Origin of the sequence: Hymenobacter puniceus (genome assembly GCF_014333525.1) — a bacterium.
Classification (GTDB): Bacteria; Bacteroidota; Bacteroidia; order Cytophagales; family Hymenobacteraceae; genus Hymenobacter.
Genome location: NZ_JACSCX010000003.1, coordinates 512,220 through 530,525, shown reverse-complemented (window position 1 = coordinate 530,525; position 18,306 = coordinate 512,220). Strand labels below are relative to the sequence as shown.

Annotated in this window: 17 protein-coding genes; 10 read left to right on the top strand and 7 right to left on the bottom strand. The window is 60.0% G+C overall.

The window, feature by feature from the left end; all coding sequences use genetic code 11:
* Nucleotides 1-5 precede the first annotated feature (5 nt).
* The 3 genes from H8B14_RS10905 (at nt 6) to H8B14_RS10895 (ending at nt 2,255) form a co-directional block, all read left to right on the top strand.
* Nucleotides 6-695: an SCO family protein gene (locus tag H8B14_RS10905; RefSeq protein WP_261989968.1), complete on the top strand. Its 690-nt coding sequence runs from the start codon at nt 6-8 to the stop codon at nt 693-695.
* The gene (locus H8B14_RS10900; protein WP_187315664.1) at nt 692-1,126 is read left to right on the top strand and encodes a c-type cytochrome; all 435 of its coding nucleotides are present in this window, start codon (nt 692-694) and stop codon (nt 1,124-1,126) included. The genes H8B14_RS10905 and H8B14_RS10900 overlap by 4 nt, the downstream gene beginning before the upstream one ends.
* Nucleotides 1,127-1,268: 142 nt before the next feature.
* Nucleotides 1,269-2,255, top strand: coding sequence for an enhanced serine sensitivity protein SseB C-terminal domain-containing protein (locus H8B14_RS10895; protein ID WP_187315663.1), 987 nt, complete (start codon nt 1,269-1,271; stop codon nt 2,253-2,255).
* Nucleotides 2,256-2,370: 115 nt separating this feature from the next.
* Here the strand turns inward: H8B14_RS10895 and H8B14_RS10890 are convergent, their stop codons facing one another.
* On the bottom strand, nt 2,371-2,913 hold the full coding sequence (locus H8B14_RS10890; RefSeq protein WP_187315662.1) for a DUF2062 domain-containing protein: 543 nt from the start codon (nt 2,911-2,913) through the stop codon (nt 2,371-2,373).
* 54 nt (nt 2,914-2,967) lie between these two features.
* On the opposite strand from H8B14_RS10890, the gene H8B14_RS10885 reads away from it, so the two are divergent.
* The 3 genes from H8B14_RS10885 (at nt 2,968) to H8B14_RS10875 (ending at nt 6,701) form a co-directional block, all read left to right on the top strand.
* Nucleotides 2,968-3,945 carry a YihY/virulence factor BrkB family protein gene (locus H8B14_RS10885; protein ID WP_187315661.1) on the top strand — a complete coding sequence of 326 codons (978 nt, stop codon included), beginning with the start codon at nt 2,968-2,970 and terminating at the stop codon, nt 3,943-3,945.
* 135 nt (nt 3,946-4,080) lie between these two features.
* The gene (locus tag H8B14_RS10880) at nt 4,081-5,361 is read left to right on the top strand and encodes a cation:proton antiporter (RefSeq protein ID WP_187315660.1); all 1,281 of its coding nucleotides are present in this window, start codon (nt 4,081-4,083) and stop codon (nt 5,359-5,361) included.
* A 14-nt stretch (nt 5,362-5,375) separates the two neighbouring features.
* The gene (locus H8B14_RS10875) at nt 5,376-6,701 is read left to right on the top strand and encodes a DUF2254 domain-containing protein (RefSeq protein WP_187315659.1); all 1,326 of its coding nucleotides are present in this window, start codon (nt 5,376-5,378) and stop codon (nt 6,699-6,701) included.
* Between the two features lie 127 nt (nt 6,702-6,828).
* On the opposite strand, the gene H8B14_RS10870 is transcribed toward H8B14_RS10875, so the two are convergent.
* Nucleotides 6,829-7,182, bottom strand: a complete 354-nt coding sequence (locus H8B14_RS10870; RefSeq protein WP_187315658.1) for a four-helix bundle copper-binding protein — start codon at nt 7,180-7,182, stop codon at nt 6,829-6,831.
* Nucleotides 7,183-7,344: 162 nt separating this feature from the next.
* Between H8B14_RS10870 and recQ the strand changes: the two genes are divergently transcribed.
* The 4 genes from recQ (at nt 7,345) to H8B14_RS10850 (ending at nt 12,256) form a co-directional block, all read left to right on the top strand.
* Nucleotides 7,345-9,600 carry a DNA helicase RecQ gene (recQ, locus tag H8B14_RS10865; RefSeq protein ID WP_187315657.1) on the top strand — a complete coding sequence of 752 codons (2,256 nt, stop codon included), beginning with the start codon at nt 7,345-7,347 and terminating at the stop codon, nt 9,598-9,600.
* A 236-nt stretch (nt 9,601-9,836) separates the two neighbouring features.
* A complete protein-coding gene (locus tag H8B14_RS10860) occupies nt 9,837-10,643 on the top strand; it encodes a LexA family transcriptional regulator (protein WP_187315656.1) in 807 nt (268 codons plus the stop codon).
* Nucleotides 10,644-10,807: 164 nt separating this feature from the next.
* Nucleotides 10,808-11,527, top strand: coding sequence for a pirin family protein (locus H8B14_RS10855; RefSeq protein ID WP_187315655.1), 720 nt, complete (start codon nt 10,808-10,810; stop codon nt 11,525-11,527).
* A 9-nt stretch (nt 11,528-11,536) separates the two neighbouring features.
* On the top strand, nt 11,537-12,256 hold the full coding sequence (locus tag H8B14_RS10850; RefSeq protein ID WP_187315654.1) for a hypothetical protein: 720 nt from the start codon (nt 11,537-11,539) through the stop codon (nt 12,254-12,256).
* 12 nt (nt 12,257-12,268) lie between these two features.
* Here H8B14_RS10850 and H8B14_RS10845 read toward each other — a convergent pair whose 3' ends face one another.
* The 5 genes from H8B14_RS10845 to H8B14_RS10825 form a co-directional block, all read right to left on the bottom strand.
* A complete protein-coding gene (locus tag H8B14_RS10845) occupies nt 12,269-13,129 on the bottom strand; it encodes an alpha/beta hydrolase (protein ID WP_261989966.1) in 861 nt (286 codons plus the stop codon).
* A gap of 146 nt (nt 13,130-13,275) precedes the next feature.
* Entirely contained in the window at nt 13,276-15,129 is a 1,854-nt protein-coding gene (locus H8B14_RS10840) for a M2 family metallopeptidase (protein WP_187315653.1), read from the bottom strand.
* An 85-nt stretch (nt 15,130-15,214) separates the two neighbouring features.
* On the bottom strand, nt 15,215-16,162 hold the full coding sequence (locus tag H8B14_RS10835; RefSeq protein WP_187315652.1) for a M90 family metallopeptidase: 948 nt from the start codon (nt 16,160-16,162) through the stop codon (nt 15,215-15,217).
* A 163-nt stretch (nt 16,163-16,325) separates the two neighbouring features.
* On the bottom strand, nt 16,326-16,658 hold the full coding sequence (locus H8B14_RS10830) for a low molecular weight protein tyrosine phosphatase family protein (RefSeq protein ID WP_187315651.1): 333 nt from the start codon (nt 16,656-16,658) through the stop codon (nt 16,326-16,328).
* 142 nt (nt 16,659-16,800) lie between these two features.
* On the bottom strand, nt 16,801-18,183 hold the full coding sequence (locus tag H8B14_RS10825; protein ID WP_187315650.1) for a DEAD/DEAH box helicase: 1,383 nt from the start codon (nt 18,181-18,183) through the stop codon (nt 16,801-16,803).
* Nucleotides 18,184-18,306: the final 123 nt, after the last annotated feature.

Below are 18,306 nucleotides of genomic sequence, written 5' to 3'. Positions count from 1 at the left end.
TGCCTTTGAACCTGCGTTTTTCCTTGGGCCGCGCCGTAGCCGCCAGCCTGCTGGCCGCCAGCGCCCTGCTGCCCCTCGCCTGCTCCTCACCCGATACGGCAGCCACCCAGCCGGAGCGCCTGCCCATCCAGGGGCTTAAATACTCTGAGCCGACTTCGCCCTCCGACACGCTGCCTGACCCCGTGCCGGCATTCCGGCTCACCAACCAAGAAGGCCAGGTTATCACCAACCAGACGTTTGCCGGCAAAGTCTACGTCACGGATTTCTTTTTTGCCACCTGCCCCAGTATCTGCCCCAAAATGCAGAGCGAGCTGCTGCGCGTGTACGAGCAGTTCAAAGGCAACCCCGACGTACTGTTTTTGAGCCACACCATCGACCCGGCCCACGACTCCATTCCGGTTCTGCGCGACTACGCCGAGCGCCTGGGCATCAAGGATGCCTCGCGCTGGCACTTTGCCACGGCCCCACACGACACGGTGTTTGCATTGGCCAAAGCCTATATGACCGGCGCTCTGAAGGATTCCACCGTGCAGGGCGGCTACGCGCACAGCGGCACCTTCGCCCTCGTCGATTCCAAGCGCCGCATCCGGGGCGTGTATGATGGCATGGAAAAAAGCCAGGTGGATCAGCTGATCAAGGACCTGCCCATTTTGCTGAAAGAGGAAGCAGAAACCCGCCAGACGGCCGCTAAATGAAGCCGCTGCTGCCTTTGCTGCGCCTGAGTGCGGTGCTGGCTACCGGCACCGTACTGGCTACGGCCACGGCCGGCTGCTTTTCCAACCGCCAGAACGAAGGCGCCACGCTCTACCAAAACCACTGCTCCAGCTGCCACGGTGAGCAGGGCGAGGGGTTGCGCCGCCTGATTCCGCCCGTGGCCGCCTCCGACTACGTGGCCCGCAACCGCGCCGCCCTGCCCTGCCTGATCCGCCGCGGCATGAAGGGCGACGTGGTGGTGAACGGCATCCACTACAACCAGGTGATGCCCGGCCACGAGGACCTCACCGACTCGCAGATCACCAACCTGCTCAACTTCGTGCAGCGCAACTGGGGCAACCAGAACGAGCCTTACACGGTGCGGGAGGTATCGGAGCTGCTGCAGCCCTGCCATGGTTCCGACGGCCAGTAGACGGCCGGCGCTGAGGTGGTGATATAGTGCGCCTTACGCTCTGACAGCGGTATTTCCGTCGATGAAAGTCAAAACTCCGGGCTTCACTATTTCCCCACCTCACCACTTCTGAGTAGATTGCACTTTCATCTTTCGTATTGATATGGGTCTGTTTGACTTTCTGAAAAAGAAGCCGGAAACACCGGAAACCTTCTCCGCTCCATCGGCCTCGCCGGCTGCCCCCGCCGCCGATTCTGCTGCCGCCCCAGCCCCGGCCGGCCCGCGCTACAAAGGCTCCAACTACACCTTGCCTGTAGAGGAAGCCCCCGCGGCCCCCATGATGCCGATGATGCCCATGATGCCCGCCGACGAAGCCAGCGACGAGCAGATGATGGAATTCCCGTATCAGCCCACCAACGTGCTGGAAGAGCTGCTGATGCGCGCCGTGCACGAGCCCAACCTACGCCCCGCCTTCTACCAGGCGCTGCTGCACGAGCAGCTGTACGCCGTAACGCTGCCCCAGGAAGGCCAGCCCGGCGGCGAAATACAGATTGAGCCCGGTATGGAAATCCAGCTGCAGGTGCTGCACGATGGCAATATTCCGCTGTTTTCGTCGGCCGAGCGCATTTTTGAGGGCGGCGTAACGCCCGGCTCGGTTTCCTACCTCCACGTGCGCGGCCTCGATCTGCTGCAGATGGTGCAGGCCACCAACTGCGTGCTCAACCCCTTCTCGCCCGCTGGCAAGCTGCTCACCAGCCAGGAAATTCAGGATCTGCTGGTGTCCGACCTGGTGAACCTACCTGCTAATGCTGAAGGTGACCAGGTGCCCGTACAGCTGGGCCCGCCTTCCATCGAGCCCACCGTGCTGCTCGAAGCCCTGCGTGAGTTCTGCGCCAGCAAAGAGTTTGTAGCGCAAGCCTATCTGGCGGAGATGCGCCTTGAAAACAGCGACGTACCGCCGCGACTGCTGCTAGCCTTCCAGGCCGACAGCCCCGACCAGAACCCGGAGTTTCTGCAGGAGCTGGGCCCCGTGATTGAAGGCCGCCTCGAAGGCTTCCAGTTCGTGGATATGATGCTGCTCAACCCCGCCAGCGACGAGCCGCTCAACCAGTATTTCGCTCAGCAGGAGCCGTTCTATAAGCGCAGCTAACCTGGGTCCGTAAGGCCGTCATGCAGAGGCGGAGCCGAAGCATCTCGCTGGTGTAGTAGCATCATTTACTACTCTGGCGAGATGCTTCGGCTCCGCCTCTGCATGACGCCTTTATTTACTCGTTTTTTTCTCCATCACCCTGCTGCCTGGCCAGCACGCGGCGGAACACCGGGCGTAGCGCAAAATTCAGGGCCAGCCCCACCGGCACCGAGGCCAGCGCCCAGAGCAGCAGCGCCCCCAGCATGGCATGCCAGAGCAAGTGTAACGCTGCCAGCCAGTCGTGTCCGAACAGGTACTGCAGCTGCTCCAGTGTCAGCTCGGGGCCGGTGCTGCCGCCCAGCAGCTTGGCGCCAGCGTGCATGGCCGGGATAATGAGCAGCAACTGCAGCGGGCTCAGCAAGTGACTCACCAGCAGCAGCGCAGCCACATTCAGGCGCAGGCGCACGGCGGCAATGCTGCACATCAGGGTGGTGACGCCCAGCGTGGGCACCAACCCGAAGATTACGCCCAGCGCTACCGTCAGCGACAGTTGCGCGGGAGTGAGGCCCTGGCGGAGCACGTTCAGCACTGGCCCCACGAGGCGGCGGCGCCACCAACTGACGGGGGCAGCCGACACCTCTACAGGCTCACACGAATCAGGCAGCTTGGAAACAGGCACAGGCAAACAAAAAACAGACGTACACGAATCAGGACAGGGCGCTACCTTCGTACGTTGCCCACTGGCCTACGGCCACACAACCAGCACGCCGGCCAGATGACAAAAGTACACGCGCCGGGGCCAGCCCGCCGCCGCCTCTTCCTCGATATCCTGATTTTGCTGCGCCGCGCGGCCCGCGAGCTGGGCGCCAACGACCCGTTGCGCCTGGGAGCAGCCACGGCGTTTTTCACCACGTTTGCCCTGCCACCCATCTTCATTATTCTGATTCAGGGCCTCAGCTCCCTGTATCCGGCCTCCACAGTACGGGTGATGTTGCTCGGCAAGCTTTCCAATCTGCTGGGCGCGGCAGCAGCCGGACTGGTGGAGCAGATTCTGCAGAACGTAACCAATGTAGAACGTAGCCGCCTCGTAACGTGGCTGGGATTTGGCTTCCTGCTGTTTATCTCTACCACCCTATTCGTCGTTATTCAGAACTCGCTGAACCAACTCTGGCAAATCCGGCCACGGCGCAGCGGTGGGCGCCTCGGCAAAGTGCTGAAGGAGCGCAGCCGCTCCTTGGGCGTGCTATTCGCCACCGGCGTATTGTCGTTGCTGGCGTTCCTGACGGATGCGGTGCTGGCCTTTCTTGGCGACTACGTGCGCGACTTTGATGCCAGCTTCGGCTATTATCTGTTTCAGTTTTTCAACCAGCTCACTTCGCTACTGATTCTGGCGGCATGGTTTGCCGTTACGTTCCGTAACCTAAGCAGCGCGCGGGTGCCGTGGCGGGCGGTGTTGCGCGGCGCCGCTCTCACGGCCGTGCTTATCGATTTGGGCGAATTTGTGCTGGGCTATCTGCTGGTGCCGCGCAACCTGGGCCCCATCTACGGGCCGGCTTCCAGCATTGTGCTGGTGCTGCTGTTTGTGTTCTATTCAGCCATGATTTTCTACTTCGGCGCCTGCTTTACGAAAGCCTACGCTCACTACGCCAATATCGACATCAAGCCCAAGAAGTCAGCGGTGCGCTACCAGCTGGTAGACGTGGTAGAATAGGGCGGTATTTGGTTCGCCGTTGCTCGGTCTGATACCTTTTTGGTTGGGCAACAATTTGGCCACGGCGTCACTACGGTCCGAACCCTGGCCGCTCGATTCGCGTCTAGCAGAACTCTTCTGCACCAAGCTTCTTCCATGGAATTATACAATACCCTGGCCCTGCTTATCGTGGTGGCCGCCATTTTCGGCTACCTCAACCATCGATTTCTGAAGCTACCGGGCGTCATCGGGCTAATGATTCTGGCGCTGGTATCGTCCTTGGGAGCCATTGGGCTAGGTAAGCTGGGGGTGGGGTGGGTGGTGCAAGCCAGCGAGCTAGTGCGCGGTATCGATTTCCACACTGTGCTCATGGAGGTGATGCTAAGCTTTCTGCTGTTTGCCGGGGCACTGCACGTAGATGTGCAGGCCCTGGGCCGGCAGGGCGTGGCCATCGGTACGATGGCCACGGTCGGGATTCTGCTATCCACATTGCTGATTGGCACCGCCTTCTACTACCTACTACCGCTGTTCGGACAACCTATCGACTACATCTACTGCCTGCTGTTTGGGGTGCTCATCTCCCCCACCGACCCAATTGCCGTGCTGGGCATTCTCAAGGAAGCCCGTATTGATAAGTCTTTGGAAATCCGGATTGTGGGCGAGTCGCTGTTCAATGACGGCATTGCCGTGGTGGTGTTCATCAGCCTGTTTCAGATTGCCAAATTCGGGGCTGAGCAGGCCACGCCAGCCGTTATTGGCGAGCTTTTTCTGGTGGAAGCGGTGGGCGGAATCGTGCTGGGCGCGGCACTGGGCTACGCAGCTTACTGGGCTTTGCGCACCATCGACAACTACCAGGTGGAGGTGATGATTACGTTGGCCCTCGTAATGGGCGGCACGGCGCTGGCCACCAGCCTGCACACCTCGGGGCCGCTGGCCATTGTGGTAGCGGGCCTGATTGTGGGCAGCAAGGGCCGCAGCCTGGGCATGTCGGACATCACGCGCGAGTACCTCGACAAGTTCTGGGAAATCCTGGATGAGATTCTCAACGCAGTGCTGTTCGTGCTCATCGGCCTGGAAATGCTGGTGCTCGACATCAGCCGCACCACACTGCTGGTGGGTTGCGTGTCGATTGGGCTGGTGCTGGTGGCTCGTTGGGTGTCGGTGGGCGTGCCGCTGGTGCTGCTCAAGCGCTTCTACCCCTTCGACCGTCAGATGTTGCGGGTGCTGACCTGGGGTGGACTTCGGGGCGGTATCTCGGTGGCTTTGGCCCTATCGTTGCCCGAGTCCATGCCCCGCGACCTGCTGGTGGGCGTGACTTACGTGGTGGTGATTTTCAGCATCATCGTGCAAGGCCTCAGCATCGGGCCACTGGTGAAAAAGTTGGGCTTAAGCACTGCTCCTCCTGCCGATGGTCACCCCGAGAGCTCCGCTCACTAGATTTTCCTGCACCTATGAACCGCCTCCGAACCTTGTGGCAAAGCCTGAATGCCAGCCTCTGGTTTGTGCCCGCGCTGATGGTAGCGGGCGCTAGTGTGCTGGCTTTCGGGCTGGTAATTGCCGAGTCGAGGATGCACTACGACGGCCTGCACAACTACCCGCTGCTGTTCGGGGCTGGGGCCGACGGAGCGCGGGGCATGCTCACGGCCATTGCGGGCTCCATGGTGACGGTAGCAGGCCTTATTTTCTCATTGACGCTGAACACGCTGGCCCAGGTGTCGAGCCAGTACACCTCGCGGGTGTTGCGCAACTTCATGCGCGACCGGGCCAACCAAGTGGTGCTGGGGTTTTTCGTAAGCATTTTTGCTTACTGCCTCATCGTGCTACGCACCATTCGGGGCGGCGATGAAGGCCGATTTATTCCATCCCTGGCCGTGGGTATGGGGCTAATTCTGGCGCTAGTAAGCATCGGGGTACTGATTTTCTTTATCCATCACATGGCCTCCGCTATGCAGGCGGCCAACATCATCCGCAACGCCGCCGACGAAACCGCCACGGCCATCACGCGCCTATTTCCTGATGAACTGGGAGAGCCGGCTAGCGCCGCCGAAGCCGAAGACCTTCTCCGGCAGGCGGGCCAGCTCAATTGGCAGCCAGTCCCTTCCACGGCCATGGGCTACGTGCAGAGCATTGATGAGGAAAGCCTGCTGACCCTGGCCCGCACGCTGGGTGGCGTGGTGCGCCTAGAGCATGGCATTGGTGGCTTTATAGCCCGCGGGGCAACACTAGTATCCCTGGCTAGCTACGACGGCCCGGCTGACGCCCCAGGCTCGGAGCTGACCACGCAGCTCAATGGCTTATTCAGCCTCGGCCGTTACCGAACCATTGAGCAGGATGCGGGCTTTGGCATACGCCAGATTGTGGACATTGCCCTCAAGGCCCTCTCACCGGGCATCAACGACACCACCACGGCCATCATCTGCGTCGACCACCTAGGGGCGCTACTGGCCCAGCTAGCCGACCGCCACCTACCTGGTCCGCTTCGCGTGGCCAAAAATCGGGTGCGCGTTATTGCCGTTCGTCCATCGTTTGCGCAGTTACTGGCCAGCGCCTTCGACCAGATTCGCAGCAGCGCCGACGGCAACGTAGGCGTGTACCAACGCCTGCTCACGGTGCTGACCACGGTGGGCCAGCGCACGCGGGACCCGGAGCGGCTGGCCGCCCTACGCCAGCAAGCCGAGCTAGCAGGCGAAGCAGCGCATCGCACACTACCTACTGTTTACGAGCGGGAGCAAGTACGCACGCAACTAGCGCAACTCCTGCCAAGCCTGCGGGCGTGATTGCCTGCCGGCGTGATTGAAAGAGCTTACGATACACATTAGCTATGAACGGCAATCCGTAATGCGAAGCGACGTTGGCACCACAGAGCATTGTGATGACGCCTTGCTTGCTTGCTTGCTTGGCTTCTTATCCCAGATAGGCCCGGCAGGCGTCGGCGCAAGCCATGCAGGCCGCAGCACATTGTTGGCAATGCTCGTGTTCATGCTTGGCGCATTCATTCTGGCATAGCTGGCACACTTCAATGCACTCTTTCATAATGTGCTTGGCATGCTCAGAACCGCGGGCTACCAGCCGAGCCGTCAGGGCGCAAATGTCGGCACAGTCCCGGTCTAGGCGGATGCAGCCGGCCATATGCTGCACGTGCTCTTCGGCCAAGCACAAAGTAGCGCAATGCTCACAGGCTGCTATGCACCGGTTGAGCGCATCGAGTAGAATCTGCTTGTCGATGGAGGACGGTAATTGATTCGTTGACTGATTCATAACAAGTGTGTATTGGTGAGAGATGAGCCGTTGGCACGGGTAGTCTTACGCATATCTATCTCGCATGGCCGTGCAGGATTCGGCCGGTGCCATGCACCATTTCCGCCCTGATGTGGTTACCTTCAAGCTTCAAGTCCCTCTGCTGCGTCGTATTTTTGCCTGATGTTATTCGCTACCGAACCCCTCGCCCCTACGCTCGCCTCTGCCCGCAAGGTCCTCAAGCAATACTATGGCTACGATACCTTCCGGCCCATGCAGGAAGACATTATCAAGAGCATTCTGGGCGGGCGCGACACGGTGGTGCTCATGCCCACCGGCGGTGGCAAGTCGGTGTGCTTTCAGATTCCGGCCGTCGTTAGCGAAGGTGTATGCGTGGTAGTATCGCCGCTGATTGCGCTGATGAAAGACCAGGTGGAAGCCCTGAAAGCCAACGGCATTTCGGCGGCCTACATCAACAGCAGCGTGGGCCAGAGTGAACAGAACGCCATCTGCGGCGACTGCCTCAACGGCTACATGAAGCTGCTCTACGTTTCGCCCGAGAAACTGCTTTCCGACGGGTTTCTGCAGTTTCTCAAGCGCATGCGCATCAGCATGTTCGCCATCGACGAAGCCCACTGTATCAGTTCCTGGGGCCACGATTTTCGGCCCGAGTACACCCAGCTGCGGGTGCTGCGTGAGCAGTTTCCGCAGGTACCCATCATTGCCCTCACCGCTACCGCCGACCGCCTCACCCAGCGCGACATCCAGCTGCAGCTGCGCATGCGCGAGCCGCAGGTGTTCCTCTCCAGCTTCGATAGGCCCAACCTCAACCTGATTGTGCGCCCCGGCCAGGACCGCGTAGGCGGCATCCTCGACTTTCTGGGCCGCCACCCCGGCGAGGCCGGCATCATCTACTGCCTCTCGCGCAAGCAGTGCGAAACCCTCACTCAGAAGATTCAGGCCAAGGGCATCAAGGCCGGTTTCTACCACGCCGGCCTCACGCCCAACCAGCGCAGCGTGGTGCAGGAAGGCTTCCTGAAAGATGATCTGCAGGTGATTGTGGCCACTATTGCCTTCGGCATGGGCATCGACAAGAGCAATGTGCGCTGGGTGATTCACTACAACCTGCCCAAGAACATCGAGGGCTACTACCAGGAAATCGGGCGCGGCGGCCGCGACGGCACTCCGGCCACGGCCGTGCTGTTCTATAGCTTCGCTGATGTAATGCAGCTGCGCGAGATGCTTTCCAAGGACAATCCGCAGCTCACCCAGCTCAACCTCACCAAGCTGGAGCGTATGCAGCAGTTTGCCGAGGCCGCCAGTTGCCGCCGCAAAATCCTGCTCAACTACTTCGGCGAAACCCTGGCCACCGACTGCGGCAACTGCGACATCTGCCGCAACCCACCCACTACCTTCGACGGCAGCCTCATTGCCCAGAAGGCGCTGTCGGCGGTGGTGCGTATGCGCGAGCGGGCCGGCATTGGCCTGCTGATTGACGTGCTGCGCGGTATGCGCAACCAAGCCGTGCTGTCGGGTGGCTACGACCAGATCAAAACCTACGGCGCCGGCTCCGACCTGCCCTACCTCGACTGGTACAGCTACATTCATCAAATGCTGAATGATGGCTTGCTATACATTGCTTACGAAGAAGGCTACGCGCTGAAAATCACGGACCTGGGCCGCGAGGTGCTGCAGGGCCAGCGGCCGTTGGCGCTCAAAAAATTCCAGCCTTCCGAGAAAGCCGAAAAACCCACCCGGGGCCGCAAAGCCGCGGCCGCAGCCGCCGCGCCCGCCAGCCGCGAAGCGCAGCTGTTCGAAGCCCTGCGCAGCTTGCGCAAGCGCATCGCCGACGAGCAGGGCGTGCCGCCGTACGTCATCTTCACGGATGCCACGCTGCAGGAAATGGCCCAGGAGCGCCCCATCAATCGGGTGGCTATGCTGAGCATTTCGGGCGTGGGCATGAAGAAGTTCGACACCTACGGCGAAGCGTTTATTCGGGAGGTGCTTGCACACGGTGGCAACCCCGCTGCCCTGGCTGAGCTGGACGAGGACGCGCTGCCGCTGGCCAGCCTCGACCCCGACGACCCGGGTGCGCCCCGCCTGGCCCGCAAGCGCGAAGCCAACACTGAAGCCGGCAGTACCGCCGAAACCTCGTTTCAGCTGCACCGCATGGGGCTGAGCGTGGAAGCCATTGCCGAGCGCCGCGGCCTAGCCGCCTCCACCATACAAACTCACCTAACTACCTGCTACGCCAGTGGCCAGGACTTGCGCATCAGCGACTTTCTCACCCCGGAGGCCTTGGCCGAAATCCAGACGGCGCAGGCGCAGCTTGGCGGCGGCCCCCTGCTACGCGACCTGTTCGACCACCTGCGCGAGAAGTACGACTACTTTCGCCTGCGCCTGGCTTTGATGTATTTCAAGAAGCTGAAGGGCGAGTAGCCGCAGTAGCGCGGAGTGGCACTCCGCGCACGAAGGAAGCGAGTATGCCTTCGCGTGGGCCAGCGGCGTGGTGCCAACTACTCGCTTTGCTTCTGCGCGGAGTGCCACTTTGCGTTACAGAAAAAATTTGCTAAAAATTTCAGCTAATTGAATTAGTATTCGCGTAGATGGGTTCGTATCTTCGTGAGCCGGTTATTCTTTACCGTTGAAGCCTGTTACCTGGCTCCCCCTGCGACATGATTAACACAAACCTCAAATTCTGGCGGCGCGAACTGGCCCTGACGCAGGCCCAGATGGCCGAAAAACTGGGTATCAAGCGTTCCTTGGTAGGCGCCTACGAGGAAGGCCGTGCCGAACCAAAGCTCACAACCCTGGTCAATATGGCCCGGCTATTCGGCATTTCGCTCGACCAGCTGGTCACTACCGACTTTAGCAAGAAAAAGAACGCCAAAGCGGCTGTCCGTCAGCTGGAAGCGTCCGGTACGCCTGGCACTACCCCTACCCGTCCCGGCGGTAGCCTGCGTATTCTGGCGCTTACCGTTGATAAAGAGCAGAACGAAAATATTGAGCTGGTACCACAGAAGGCAGCGGCCGGCTACCTCAATGGCTACGCCGACCCGGAGTATCTGGAGGAGCTGCCTAAGTTTCGTCTGCCCATGCTGGGCACCACCGGTACTTACCGCGCCTTCGAAATTGCCGGCGACTCCATGCTGCCCATTGCCAGCGGCACCGTTATTGTGGGCCGCTACATTGATGACTGGATGAGCCTCAAGGATGGTACGCCCTGCATTGTGGTGAGCAGCAAAGAGGGCATCGTCTTTAAGCGCGTATTCAACCGCCTTAAGGAAGGCGCCATGCTGGCCCTCCACTCCGATAACCCGGTCTACTCTCCTTACGAGATTGACGTAGAAGACGTAGTGGAAATCTGGGAAGCCAAAGCCTATATCAGCAGCACCTTCCCGATTGCTGACCTCTCCTTGAACCGTCTGGCTAGCATTGTTCTGGACTTGCAGCAGCAGGTCTCAACGATGAAAAAAGTGTAAGCTGGCCAGCTGTCATCTGTGACCTCTACAAAATGAACCGGGCTTCCCATAAGGGAAGCCCGGTTCATTTTTTTAAAAGCCTAAGCTCCAGCGCCTGACGGCTACATATCAACTTCCCGGGAGTGGGATGCGTACGTGCATGTACCAACCTGTTTTCTCCCGCCATGCTTCAAATTATTCCAGCCACAGACCGCCACCACGCTGCCCCTGTTCAATGGCTTAGCAGCTACTTCCTCTTCAGCTTCGCCGATTATTATGATCCACAGAACGTGCACTTCGGTCCGTTGCGGGTTTTCAACGACGATACCATTCAGGGAAAATCAGGCTTTCCGCAGCACCCACACTCGGAAATGGAAATCGTGACGCTGGTATTAGAGGGTGAGCTAACTCACCAGGATACGATGGGCAATAAGGCAACCATCAAAAAAGGAGAAGTGCAGCGCATGACAGCTGGCACTGGTCTGGCTCATTCCGAACTCAACGATACCGATAAGGCAGCGCACATCTATCAGCTGTGGTTTTTGCCTAACCAAAAGGGGCTGGCCTCCAGCTATGAGCAGAAGGACGTCGACTTTCTGGATACAAAAAACGAGTTGGTGCCACTGGTGTCCGGCCAAAAAGTGCTGGAAGACGTTGTGTATATGAATTCCAACAGCACTGTATACTGGTGCAATCTGGGAGAAGATAAAACGGTTACGTTCAAGACGTTTCCTATTCGCAACACTTTCCTTTACGTAAAAGAAGGCACACTTTACGTTAATGGCGTGGACATTGGAGCCAATGACCAGATCCGGGCCACCGACCAGCATGTGCTGGAAATCCGAGCCACCAAGGATGCCCAGTTTATCCTCATCGACCTGCCCGGCAGTGAAGCCAACTATTAACCTTACGGCATGTCGCTAGAATTTCCAAAGTCCTTGATTCCTGAAAATGAGGCGGCGCGCCTGCGGACGCTCCATCATTACCAGATTGTAAATACCACTGCTGAGCCGATTTTTGACGACTACGTAGCGTGGTCGGCCCAGCTGTTTAACACTCCCATTTCGCTGATTTCCCTGGTAGATGACGACTATGTGCACTTCAAAGCTCTAACCGGGGCCGAGGGCGTACCCGGCCTCGTGCGCGGCGACAGTATGTGCTCGGCCGCTATCCTGTTGGATACACCTGTGGTAACAGGCGACTATTCGGCGCAGAGTTGCAGCCTGATCAGCACTGATGTGGCGCAGGCCCTGGGGCTGAACTTCTACGCCGGCTCGGCCTTGCGCATGCCTGATGGCTCCCGCATCGGGATGCTGGCTGTAATCGGGCGCGAAGCCCGCGGCCTGTCGCCGGTGGAAACAGGGGTGTTGACGGAGTTGGCCGGACTGGTAAGCCGCACAATTGAACTGCGGCTAAAGTATCTCAACTCGCAGCAGCCCGCCGTCTGGGAAGCCGCGCAGGAAGAACTAGCTGAGAACCTCGACGAAAACGCTGCTCTGGCCCGCTACCTCACTTCCCGCAACGGCCGCATCGACCTCGACGACGAGGACGTGCTGGCTTTAGTGCAGCGCCGCCTCAAGAGCGTGACGAAAGTATTGGACCGGCGAATGGCAGACTTGTCCAAGGCAGCCTAGTCAGCGCCGGGCCTACTTAGCGGGCACCGCCGGCCGGGGCTTGAACACGGCTCTGAAGGCGTGGAGGGCGGCCGGGTGATAGATAGTCAGGTGGGTTTCCTGCGGCATGGGCACGTAGTTCCAACTGATGACTTGGTTGGCAGATGCTTGCAAGGCGCGGGTCAGGCGGCCGGTTCCGGCCACAATTTCAGGCTCATTGCTGGTGGCCAGTAACAGCGTTTTAGGGCTTCCCTTATATGCGGCTAGCAGAGCTGGCACCTGCTGCACCAGCAGTTCGTTGTTCCACCACAGGCTGGGGTCGAAGGCTAGGTAGGTATCGAATAGGTCGGGTTCCAGAAACAGGGTTTCCACCACGAATAGCCCCGCCAACGACTCGCCCACAATGGCCTTTTCGTCGGTAGTGCGGTAGCGGCGCTTGATTTCGGGCATCAGTTCGGTGCGCAGAAACTGCCGAAAGGCCACTGAGCCGCCTACGCGAGGCGCTATCTTCTTGTCTTTTTCATTGGTAGTAGGGCCGGTCAGGTCGCGGCGGCGCTCGGTATTTTCGATGCCCACCAGCAGAAACGGCCGCATCGTGCCATTGCCGATCAGTACCTGCATCAAGCCCGCTACGTGCAGAAAATCCTCTCCCATTCCACCATCCGGCATGTACAGCACCGGCAACCGTTCTGTACCCTGCTCGGCATAGCCGGCCGGCAGATACACGTTGATACGGCGCGTTTCGCTGAGCACCCGCGAGTTCAGCGTAAACGTCTGTCCGATGGTTAGGGCATTGCTAACTGAGGCGGCATTTTGAGCGGATACTGCCAGAGGAAAGCACGTAACTAAGGCTGCGGCCAGCATCAGCCGTATGGCGCTTGAAAGGAAAGTCATAGAATCTGGATTTTACTCTCTCGACAATAGAAAAGGTGGCGCCAATAAGAATGACGCTGTGCATTGTCTTATTAAGAAAACGGCGTTGGACTGAGTCCAACGCCGTTTTAGCTTGTCGAATATAGCCGGGCAGCTGCTGCTCCTGGCTACATGGTGTATTTGCGGCCCTTGTTCTGCTCTTTCAGGTAGGCCATCAGGGGCTGGAAGTATTTTACCATGGCGCGGGCCGAAAGTTCTTCGCCGGTTTTCTCTTTCAGCACGGTACGCCAGTCTTTGCTGGCGCCGGGCCGCATGATGTCAGCCAGAAACGCGCCCACTTCCTTGCTGCCGTAGTAGTTGGTGGCGTGCGGGTCCTGCTTGAGGATGTTTTTGCTGATGTGGTCGTGGAGCTGGAACAGGATGACGTAGCTCAGGGCGTAGTCGTAGTACTGCGCGGGGTCGTCGTTGATGTGGGTTTTGGTGGCCGGGTCGAGGTACTGCTCGCCGCGCGGGGTGGGCGGCACAATGCCCTGATACTTTTTGGCCAGCTCCCACCACTTCGCGTTGAGCTGGTCGGCGGGCAGCTTGTCGGCGTAGAAGCTGTTTTCCCACTCGCTCATCACGCCCGACGCAAACGGAATGAAGGTGGCATAGTTGAGGGCTTCTTTGAGCAGCGTCTGCGTCTGGTCGGTTTTCGACTTGGCATCTACCAAGCCCAGGCCCGCTAGAAATGGTTTCTGGGTGGCCGCCAGCCCCATCAAACTGCCCATGGCCTCGTGGTAGGCGCGGTTGGCGCCGCCGCGCAACAGCACTGGCACGTCGGGGTTGGTGTAGGTGAGGTAGTAGTAGATGTGACCCAGCTCGTGGTGGGTGGTTTCGTACCACTCAGTGTTGCCTTCCACACTCATCAAACTGCGCACGTCCTGGTTGAGGTCCATGTGCCAGGCCGAGGCGTGGTTGTTTTTCTTATACGCCGCATCTTTCGGCAGCGGGTAGAGGCTGGATTTCTCGTAGAACACTGGCGGCAGGGCCGGAAAGCCCAGACTCTGGTAGAACCGCTCGGCCTGCTTCACCTGCCACTCGGCGCCCTTCTTGGCTAGCACGGGGTCGAGGTTGAGGCCCTTCACGTCCACCATGGCGCTCCAGTCCTGGCCCCAGCGGTTGGGCAGCCAGGAAGCCGGCAGGTAGTCGGGAACTTGCTTCTGGCCATACTTTTTGGCCAGCTCGTAGCGGGCGTAGGTGTGCAGTTCGCGGTACAGGGGCCGCAGCTCGGTGTTGATTTTGCGCACCAAAGCCAGCATTTCCTCGCGGCTCAAGCCGTAATCGGAGGCCTGGTAAGTGAAGTAGTCGGGGTAGCCGAGGGCCTGCACGGTCTGGTTGCGCAGGTCGCGCAGATTCAGCAGGCCGTCTTTGAGTGTAGGGCCGATTTCCTTGCTGGCTTCCCAGATCTGCTGGCGCTTGAGCGGATTCTTTTCCTTGCGCAGCAGCTCGTCCAGGTCATTGGTCGTCACCGATTTGCCGGCGTATTTGTAGTCGAAGCCGTAGAGTTTTTCGGTTTGGGCGGCTTCGGCCTTGATGCGGCGCTTCACTACGTCGGCAATGGTCTGGGGCGAGTTGGCGGCGTTGTAGAGGGCCGTTTGCAGCTGCTTCACCTGCAGCTCCGTGAGCTGGTCTTTGTGGTCAAGTAATTCCCGGAGCTCCTTGATATTGGTCGCCGAACCCGTGAAGGCCGCCATCCGCTCGTTGGCGCGGGCCGTGGCGCCGGCGTTGCTGGTGTCGCCGGGCACAATGCGGGTATTGGAGCGCCACTCGGCCTCTGTGGCCTGGGTGTAGAGGCGCTGATATTCGGTAGAATAAGCCGTAAGGAAGGTTTCAGCCCGCTCATCCCAACGGGGCACGGCGGGCTGGGTGGCCGGCTCGGGCGTAGCCGTGGGCGCGGTGGCGGTGGGCGTTTGGGCAGTGGGCGCGCAGGCCGTCAGCAAAGCCGCCGCTGTAAGGGTGGGCAGGAAGTAGCGTTTCATAGAGCTGGAAAAGCAGGAAATCGAACGAAGATAAAACAACGCTCCAGTTCAGGCCTAAGCAGGCCATTCTTAACCGAATGCGCCGCTACGCGGCCTGCGCTGCGTGTTGCTGCATGTGGCACTCTTTATATTTCTTGCCGCTGCCGCAGGGGCATGGGTCGTTGCGGCCGAATTTGCGGCGGCTGCGCAGGGTCTTTAGCCACTGCCGCGGGTCGATGCGCCAGCGCTGAAAGCGGCTCTTTGGATTCTGGCGGAAAGCCAGCAGCAGCAGGCCGTACAGCTCCGGATGGTGCTCTTGCAGCTTCTCCGGCTTCTCAAAGAAGTACTCCGTCACGACGGCAAAGAACTCGGCCTCGTTGGTGCCGGCGTAGTCGTTGATTTCTGAATGGCCGGCCCGGATGGCGGCAATTTCGCGCGCCATAACGGCCTCCCACTCCGGGCGTAGCGCCGCCGGAAATACCGTGGCGGGCACGCCATCAATCACGCCGTCGGCCTCATCCAGCAGGTGGGCAAACTCATGAATGCCTACGTTCTGCTTGTCCATCGAGTCCTGAAAGCCACGCTCCAGCGAGGCCTTCGAGAGGTGCATGTAGTGCGAAGTCTGGAAGTTGCGCACCGAGCCCAGCAGCGTGCCAGCCAGCGGCGCAGTTTCCTTGTTGGGGTCCTGCTGTTCCTTCCAGGCATCAGGCACTACCAGCACCTCGCTCAGGTTGCCATACTCCCAATCAGGGAAACCAAATACCGGAATTACAGCCGAGGCGGCTACCAGCACCCGCGTAGTGTCGTCGATGTCGGTCTGGATGCCGGTGATGCGCGTCTGGGCCAGAAATACCTGCAGGCGCTTTTCAAACCGGCTTTTTTCCACGGGCGTGAGCGAACCGTAGAAGGCAACTCGCTCCGCAAGAATCTGGCGCCATCCCTCGGAAAAGTCTTCGGCTAATGCGGCGGCCTTCCGGCGCGAATCAGCGGTAAGATAGCGGTAAAACAGGAAGAGCACTACGGCTACAATGGCCGCAAAAATAAGGTAAGGCATGGCCGGCTAAACGGCCGGAAGAGCGTTTGGTTATAAAAGTATGCCCCTACTCGCGTCTTGTCGTTAGCTCCCTGGCCTTTGGTTGGGGATGTTGTTTAGCTGGCGCGGTTCGGGCCGTTCAGCAACCAGACAAGAATACGCGTCTCTACAGGAAATCGGAAGGCTACAACTCCGGCAGGTGCTCCCGCAGCCGCTCGCGCAACAAGTCCTGCAGGATGTGGTCCATGAACTGAAATTTGTCGGGGATGCGCAGCACTACCAGTGGCTTGCCAGCCAACTCCGCCTGGAATTTCTGCCGTAGAATGTCAGCGTGCTTGCGCTCCATCACAAACACCACATCGGCCCAGCCCAGGTGCCCGGCCGTGACGCGCACCCGCGCCCCCGGCTCGGTGCCGGCCGAGCGGGCTTCGTAGGTTGGATGCCCGTCAAAGAGCCGCTCCGCTGTGAGGCTACGCCAGCGGTTCTGGCTGCAAATAAAGAGGAGCTGGTGGGGCATAATAGCGCCTAGATAGCACGTCATTCCGAGCTTGCCGAGGAATCTCGCGTGCTGAGGTTGAAATACTATTCAGACATCAGCACGCGAGATTCCTCGGCAAGCTCGGAATGACGTTCTGGAGTGTACCCGTTTTTTACTGGTTCTACCGTACTTCCGTCACGCGCACTTTTTTGCCTTTCACTTTAGCACCCAGCAGGCGCTGCACCACGTCCTGCACCTGGCCGCGCGGCACAGCCACGTAGCTGTAGTAGTCGAACACCTCGATGTGGCCGACCTGCTCGCGGGCCACGCCGCCCACATTCACGAAAGCCCCTACCAGGTCGTGGGCACTGACTTTGTCTTTCTTACCGGCCGTGACGTGCAGAGTCACGTTTTCGGGCTTGGGCGCTTTGGGCGCAGCGGGTGGCAGCTTGGGTGCCACCATTTGGCTCCACTTGATGCTTTCGGCAATGGGCCACTTTTTCACGTGGTCCTGCTCTTTGGGGGTAGCCAGGATGTGGGCCGTGCCGGCAGCGCCGGCGCGGGCCGTGCGGCCGGCGCGGTGCTGGAAGCCGTCGGCTTTGTCGGGGGCGTCGTATTGTACCACGGTGTCAAGCAGTGTCACGTCGAGGCCACGGGCGGCTACGTCGGTGGCTACCAGCACCTGGCTGGAACCGTTGCGCAGCTTGAGCAGAGCTTTGTCGCGCTCGGGCTGGGGCATTTTGCCGTGTAGCACCTCGGCCGCCACTTCGCGGCCCTGCAGGAAGCGGGCCAGCTCCATGCACCGGTCGCGGGTGTTGCAGAAGATGAGGGCGCGGCCGGTTTCGGGCTGGCGCAGGATGTGCAGCAAAGCCGCCGGCTTCAGCTCAATCGGGCCGACGTGGCCGAGCAGCGTGAGGTTCTCAGGCAGTTGGTCGTCGTCCTCGCCCAGGTTTATCACGCGGGGCCGGGTGAGGTTCTTACGGATCAGCTCCAGCACCTTATCCGACATGGTAGCCGAGAATAGCAACGTCTGGCGGCGGCGCGGCAGGCGCTTCACAATCTCCACCAGCTCGTCCTGGAAGCCCAGCTCCAGCAGCTTATCGGCCTCATCGAGCACGAGACTTTTGAGCTGGTTCGGGATGATGGTGCGGCGCTCCAGGTGGTCGAGGAAACGGCCGGGCGTGGCTACCACGATGTGCGGAGCCTGCGTGAGGGAGGCCTTTTCCTCGCCGAAGGCGTGGCCGCCGTAGAAGGCCGCTACGCGCAGGTTGGGCAGAAACTTACCCATTTTCTTGAGGGCGTCGCGCACCTGCAGGGCCAGCTCGCGGGCGGGCACCAGCACCAGCATCTGCACGGCGTCGTTTGTTACGTCAACCTGTTGCAGCAGGCCAAGGCCGTAGGCGGCGGTTTTGCCGGAGCCGGTGGGCGCCTGCCCGGCTACGTCCTGGCCGGCGAGCGTGAGGGGCAGCACCTGCTCCTGCACGGGCGTAGGCTGGGTGAACTGCAGCTCTTCGAGGGCTTGCAACAGAAAGGGCGCGAGGCCGAGGTCGGCAAAGGAGGTCATAAACTTGGAATTAGCCTGCAAAGGTACGCAGTTCTAAGGGCCTCCCCTCAGATGGCAGGGAGTGTAGCGCTAACCAGACACCTATGCATGACCCCAAGTATCATTCAGCATATTCATTGATTA

Coding starts and splice junctions, on each gene's coding strand:
- H8B14_RS10900 (WP_187315664.1), top strand. CDS start 692: ATGAAGCCGCTGCTGCCTTTGCTGCGCCTGAGTGCGGTGCTGGCTACC.
- H8B14_RS10895 (WP_187315663.1), top strand. CDS start 1,269: ATGGGTCTGTTTGACTTTCTGAAAAAGAAGCCGGAAACACCGGAAACC.
- H8B14_RS10880 (WP_187315660.1), top strand. CDS start 4,081: ATGGAATTATACAATACCCTGGCCCTGCTTATCGTGGTGGCCGCCATT.
- H8B14_RS10875 (WP_187315659.1), top strand. CDS start 5,376: ATGAACCGCCTCCGAACCTTGTGGCAAAGCCTGAATGCCAGCCTCTGG.
- H8B14_RS10870 (WP_187315658.1), bottom strand. CDS start 7,182: ATGAATCAGTCAACGAATCAATTACCGTCCTCCATCGACAAGCAGATT.
- recQ (WP_187315657.1), top strand. CDS start 7,345: ATGTTATTCGCTACCGAACCCCTCGCCCCTACGCTCGCCTCTGCCCGC.
- H8B14_RS10860 (WP_187315656.1), top strand. CDS start 9,837: ATGATTAACACAAACCTCAAATTCTGGCGGCGCGAACTGGCCCTGACG.
- H8B14_RS10855 (WP_187315655.1), top strand. CDS start 10,808: ATGCTTCAAATTATTCCAGCCACAGACCGCCACCACGCTGCCCCTGTT.
- H8B14_RS10850 (WP_187315654.1), top strand. CDS start 11,537: ATGTCGCTAGAATTTCCAAAGTCCTTGATTCCTGAAAATGAGGCGGCG.
- H8B14_RS10845 (WP_261989966.1), bottom strand. CDS start 13,129: ATGACTTTCCTTTCAAGCGCCATACGGCTGATGCTGGCCGCAGCCTTA.
- H8B14_RS10840 (WP_187315653.1), bottom strand. CDS start 15,129: ATGAAACGCTACTTCCTGCCCACCCTTACAGCGGCGGCTTTGCTGACG.
- H8B14_RS10835 (WP_187315652.1), bottom strand. CDS start 16,162: ATGCCTTACCTTATTTTTGCGGCCATTGTAGCCGTAGTGCTCTTCCTG.
- H8B14_RS10830 (WP_187315651.1), bottom strand. CDS start 16,658: ATGCCCCACCAGCTCCTCTTTATTTGCAGCCAGAACCGCTGGCGTAGC.
- H8B14_RS10825 (WP_187315650.1), bottom strand. CDS start 18,183: ATGACCTCCTTTGCCGACCTCGGCCTCGCGCCCTTTCTGTTGCAAGCC.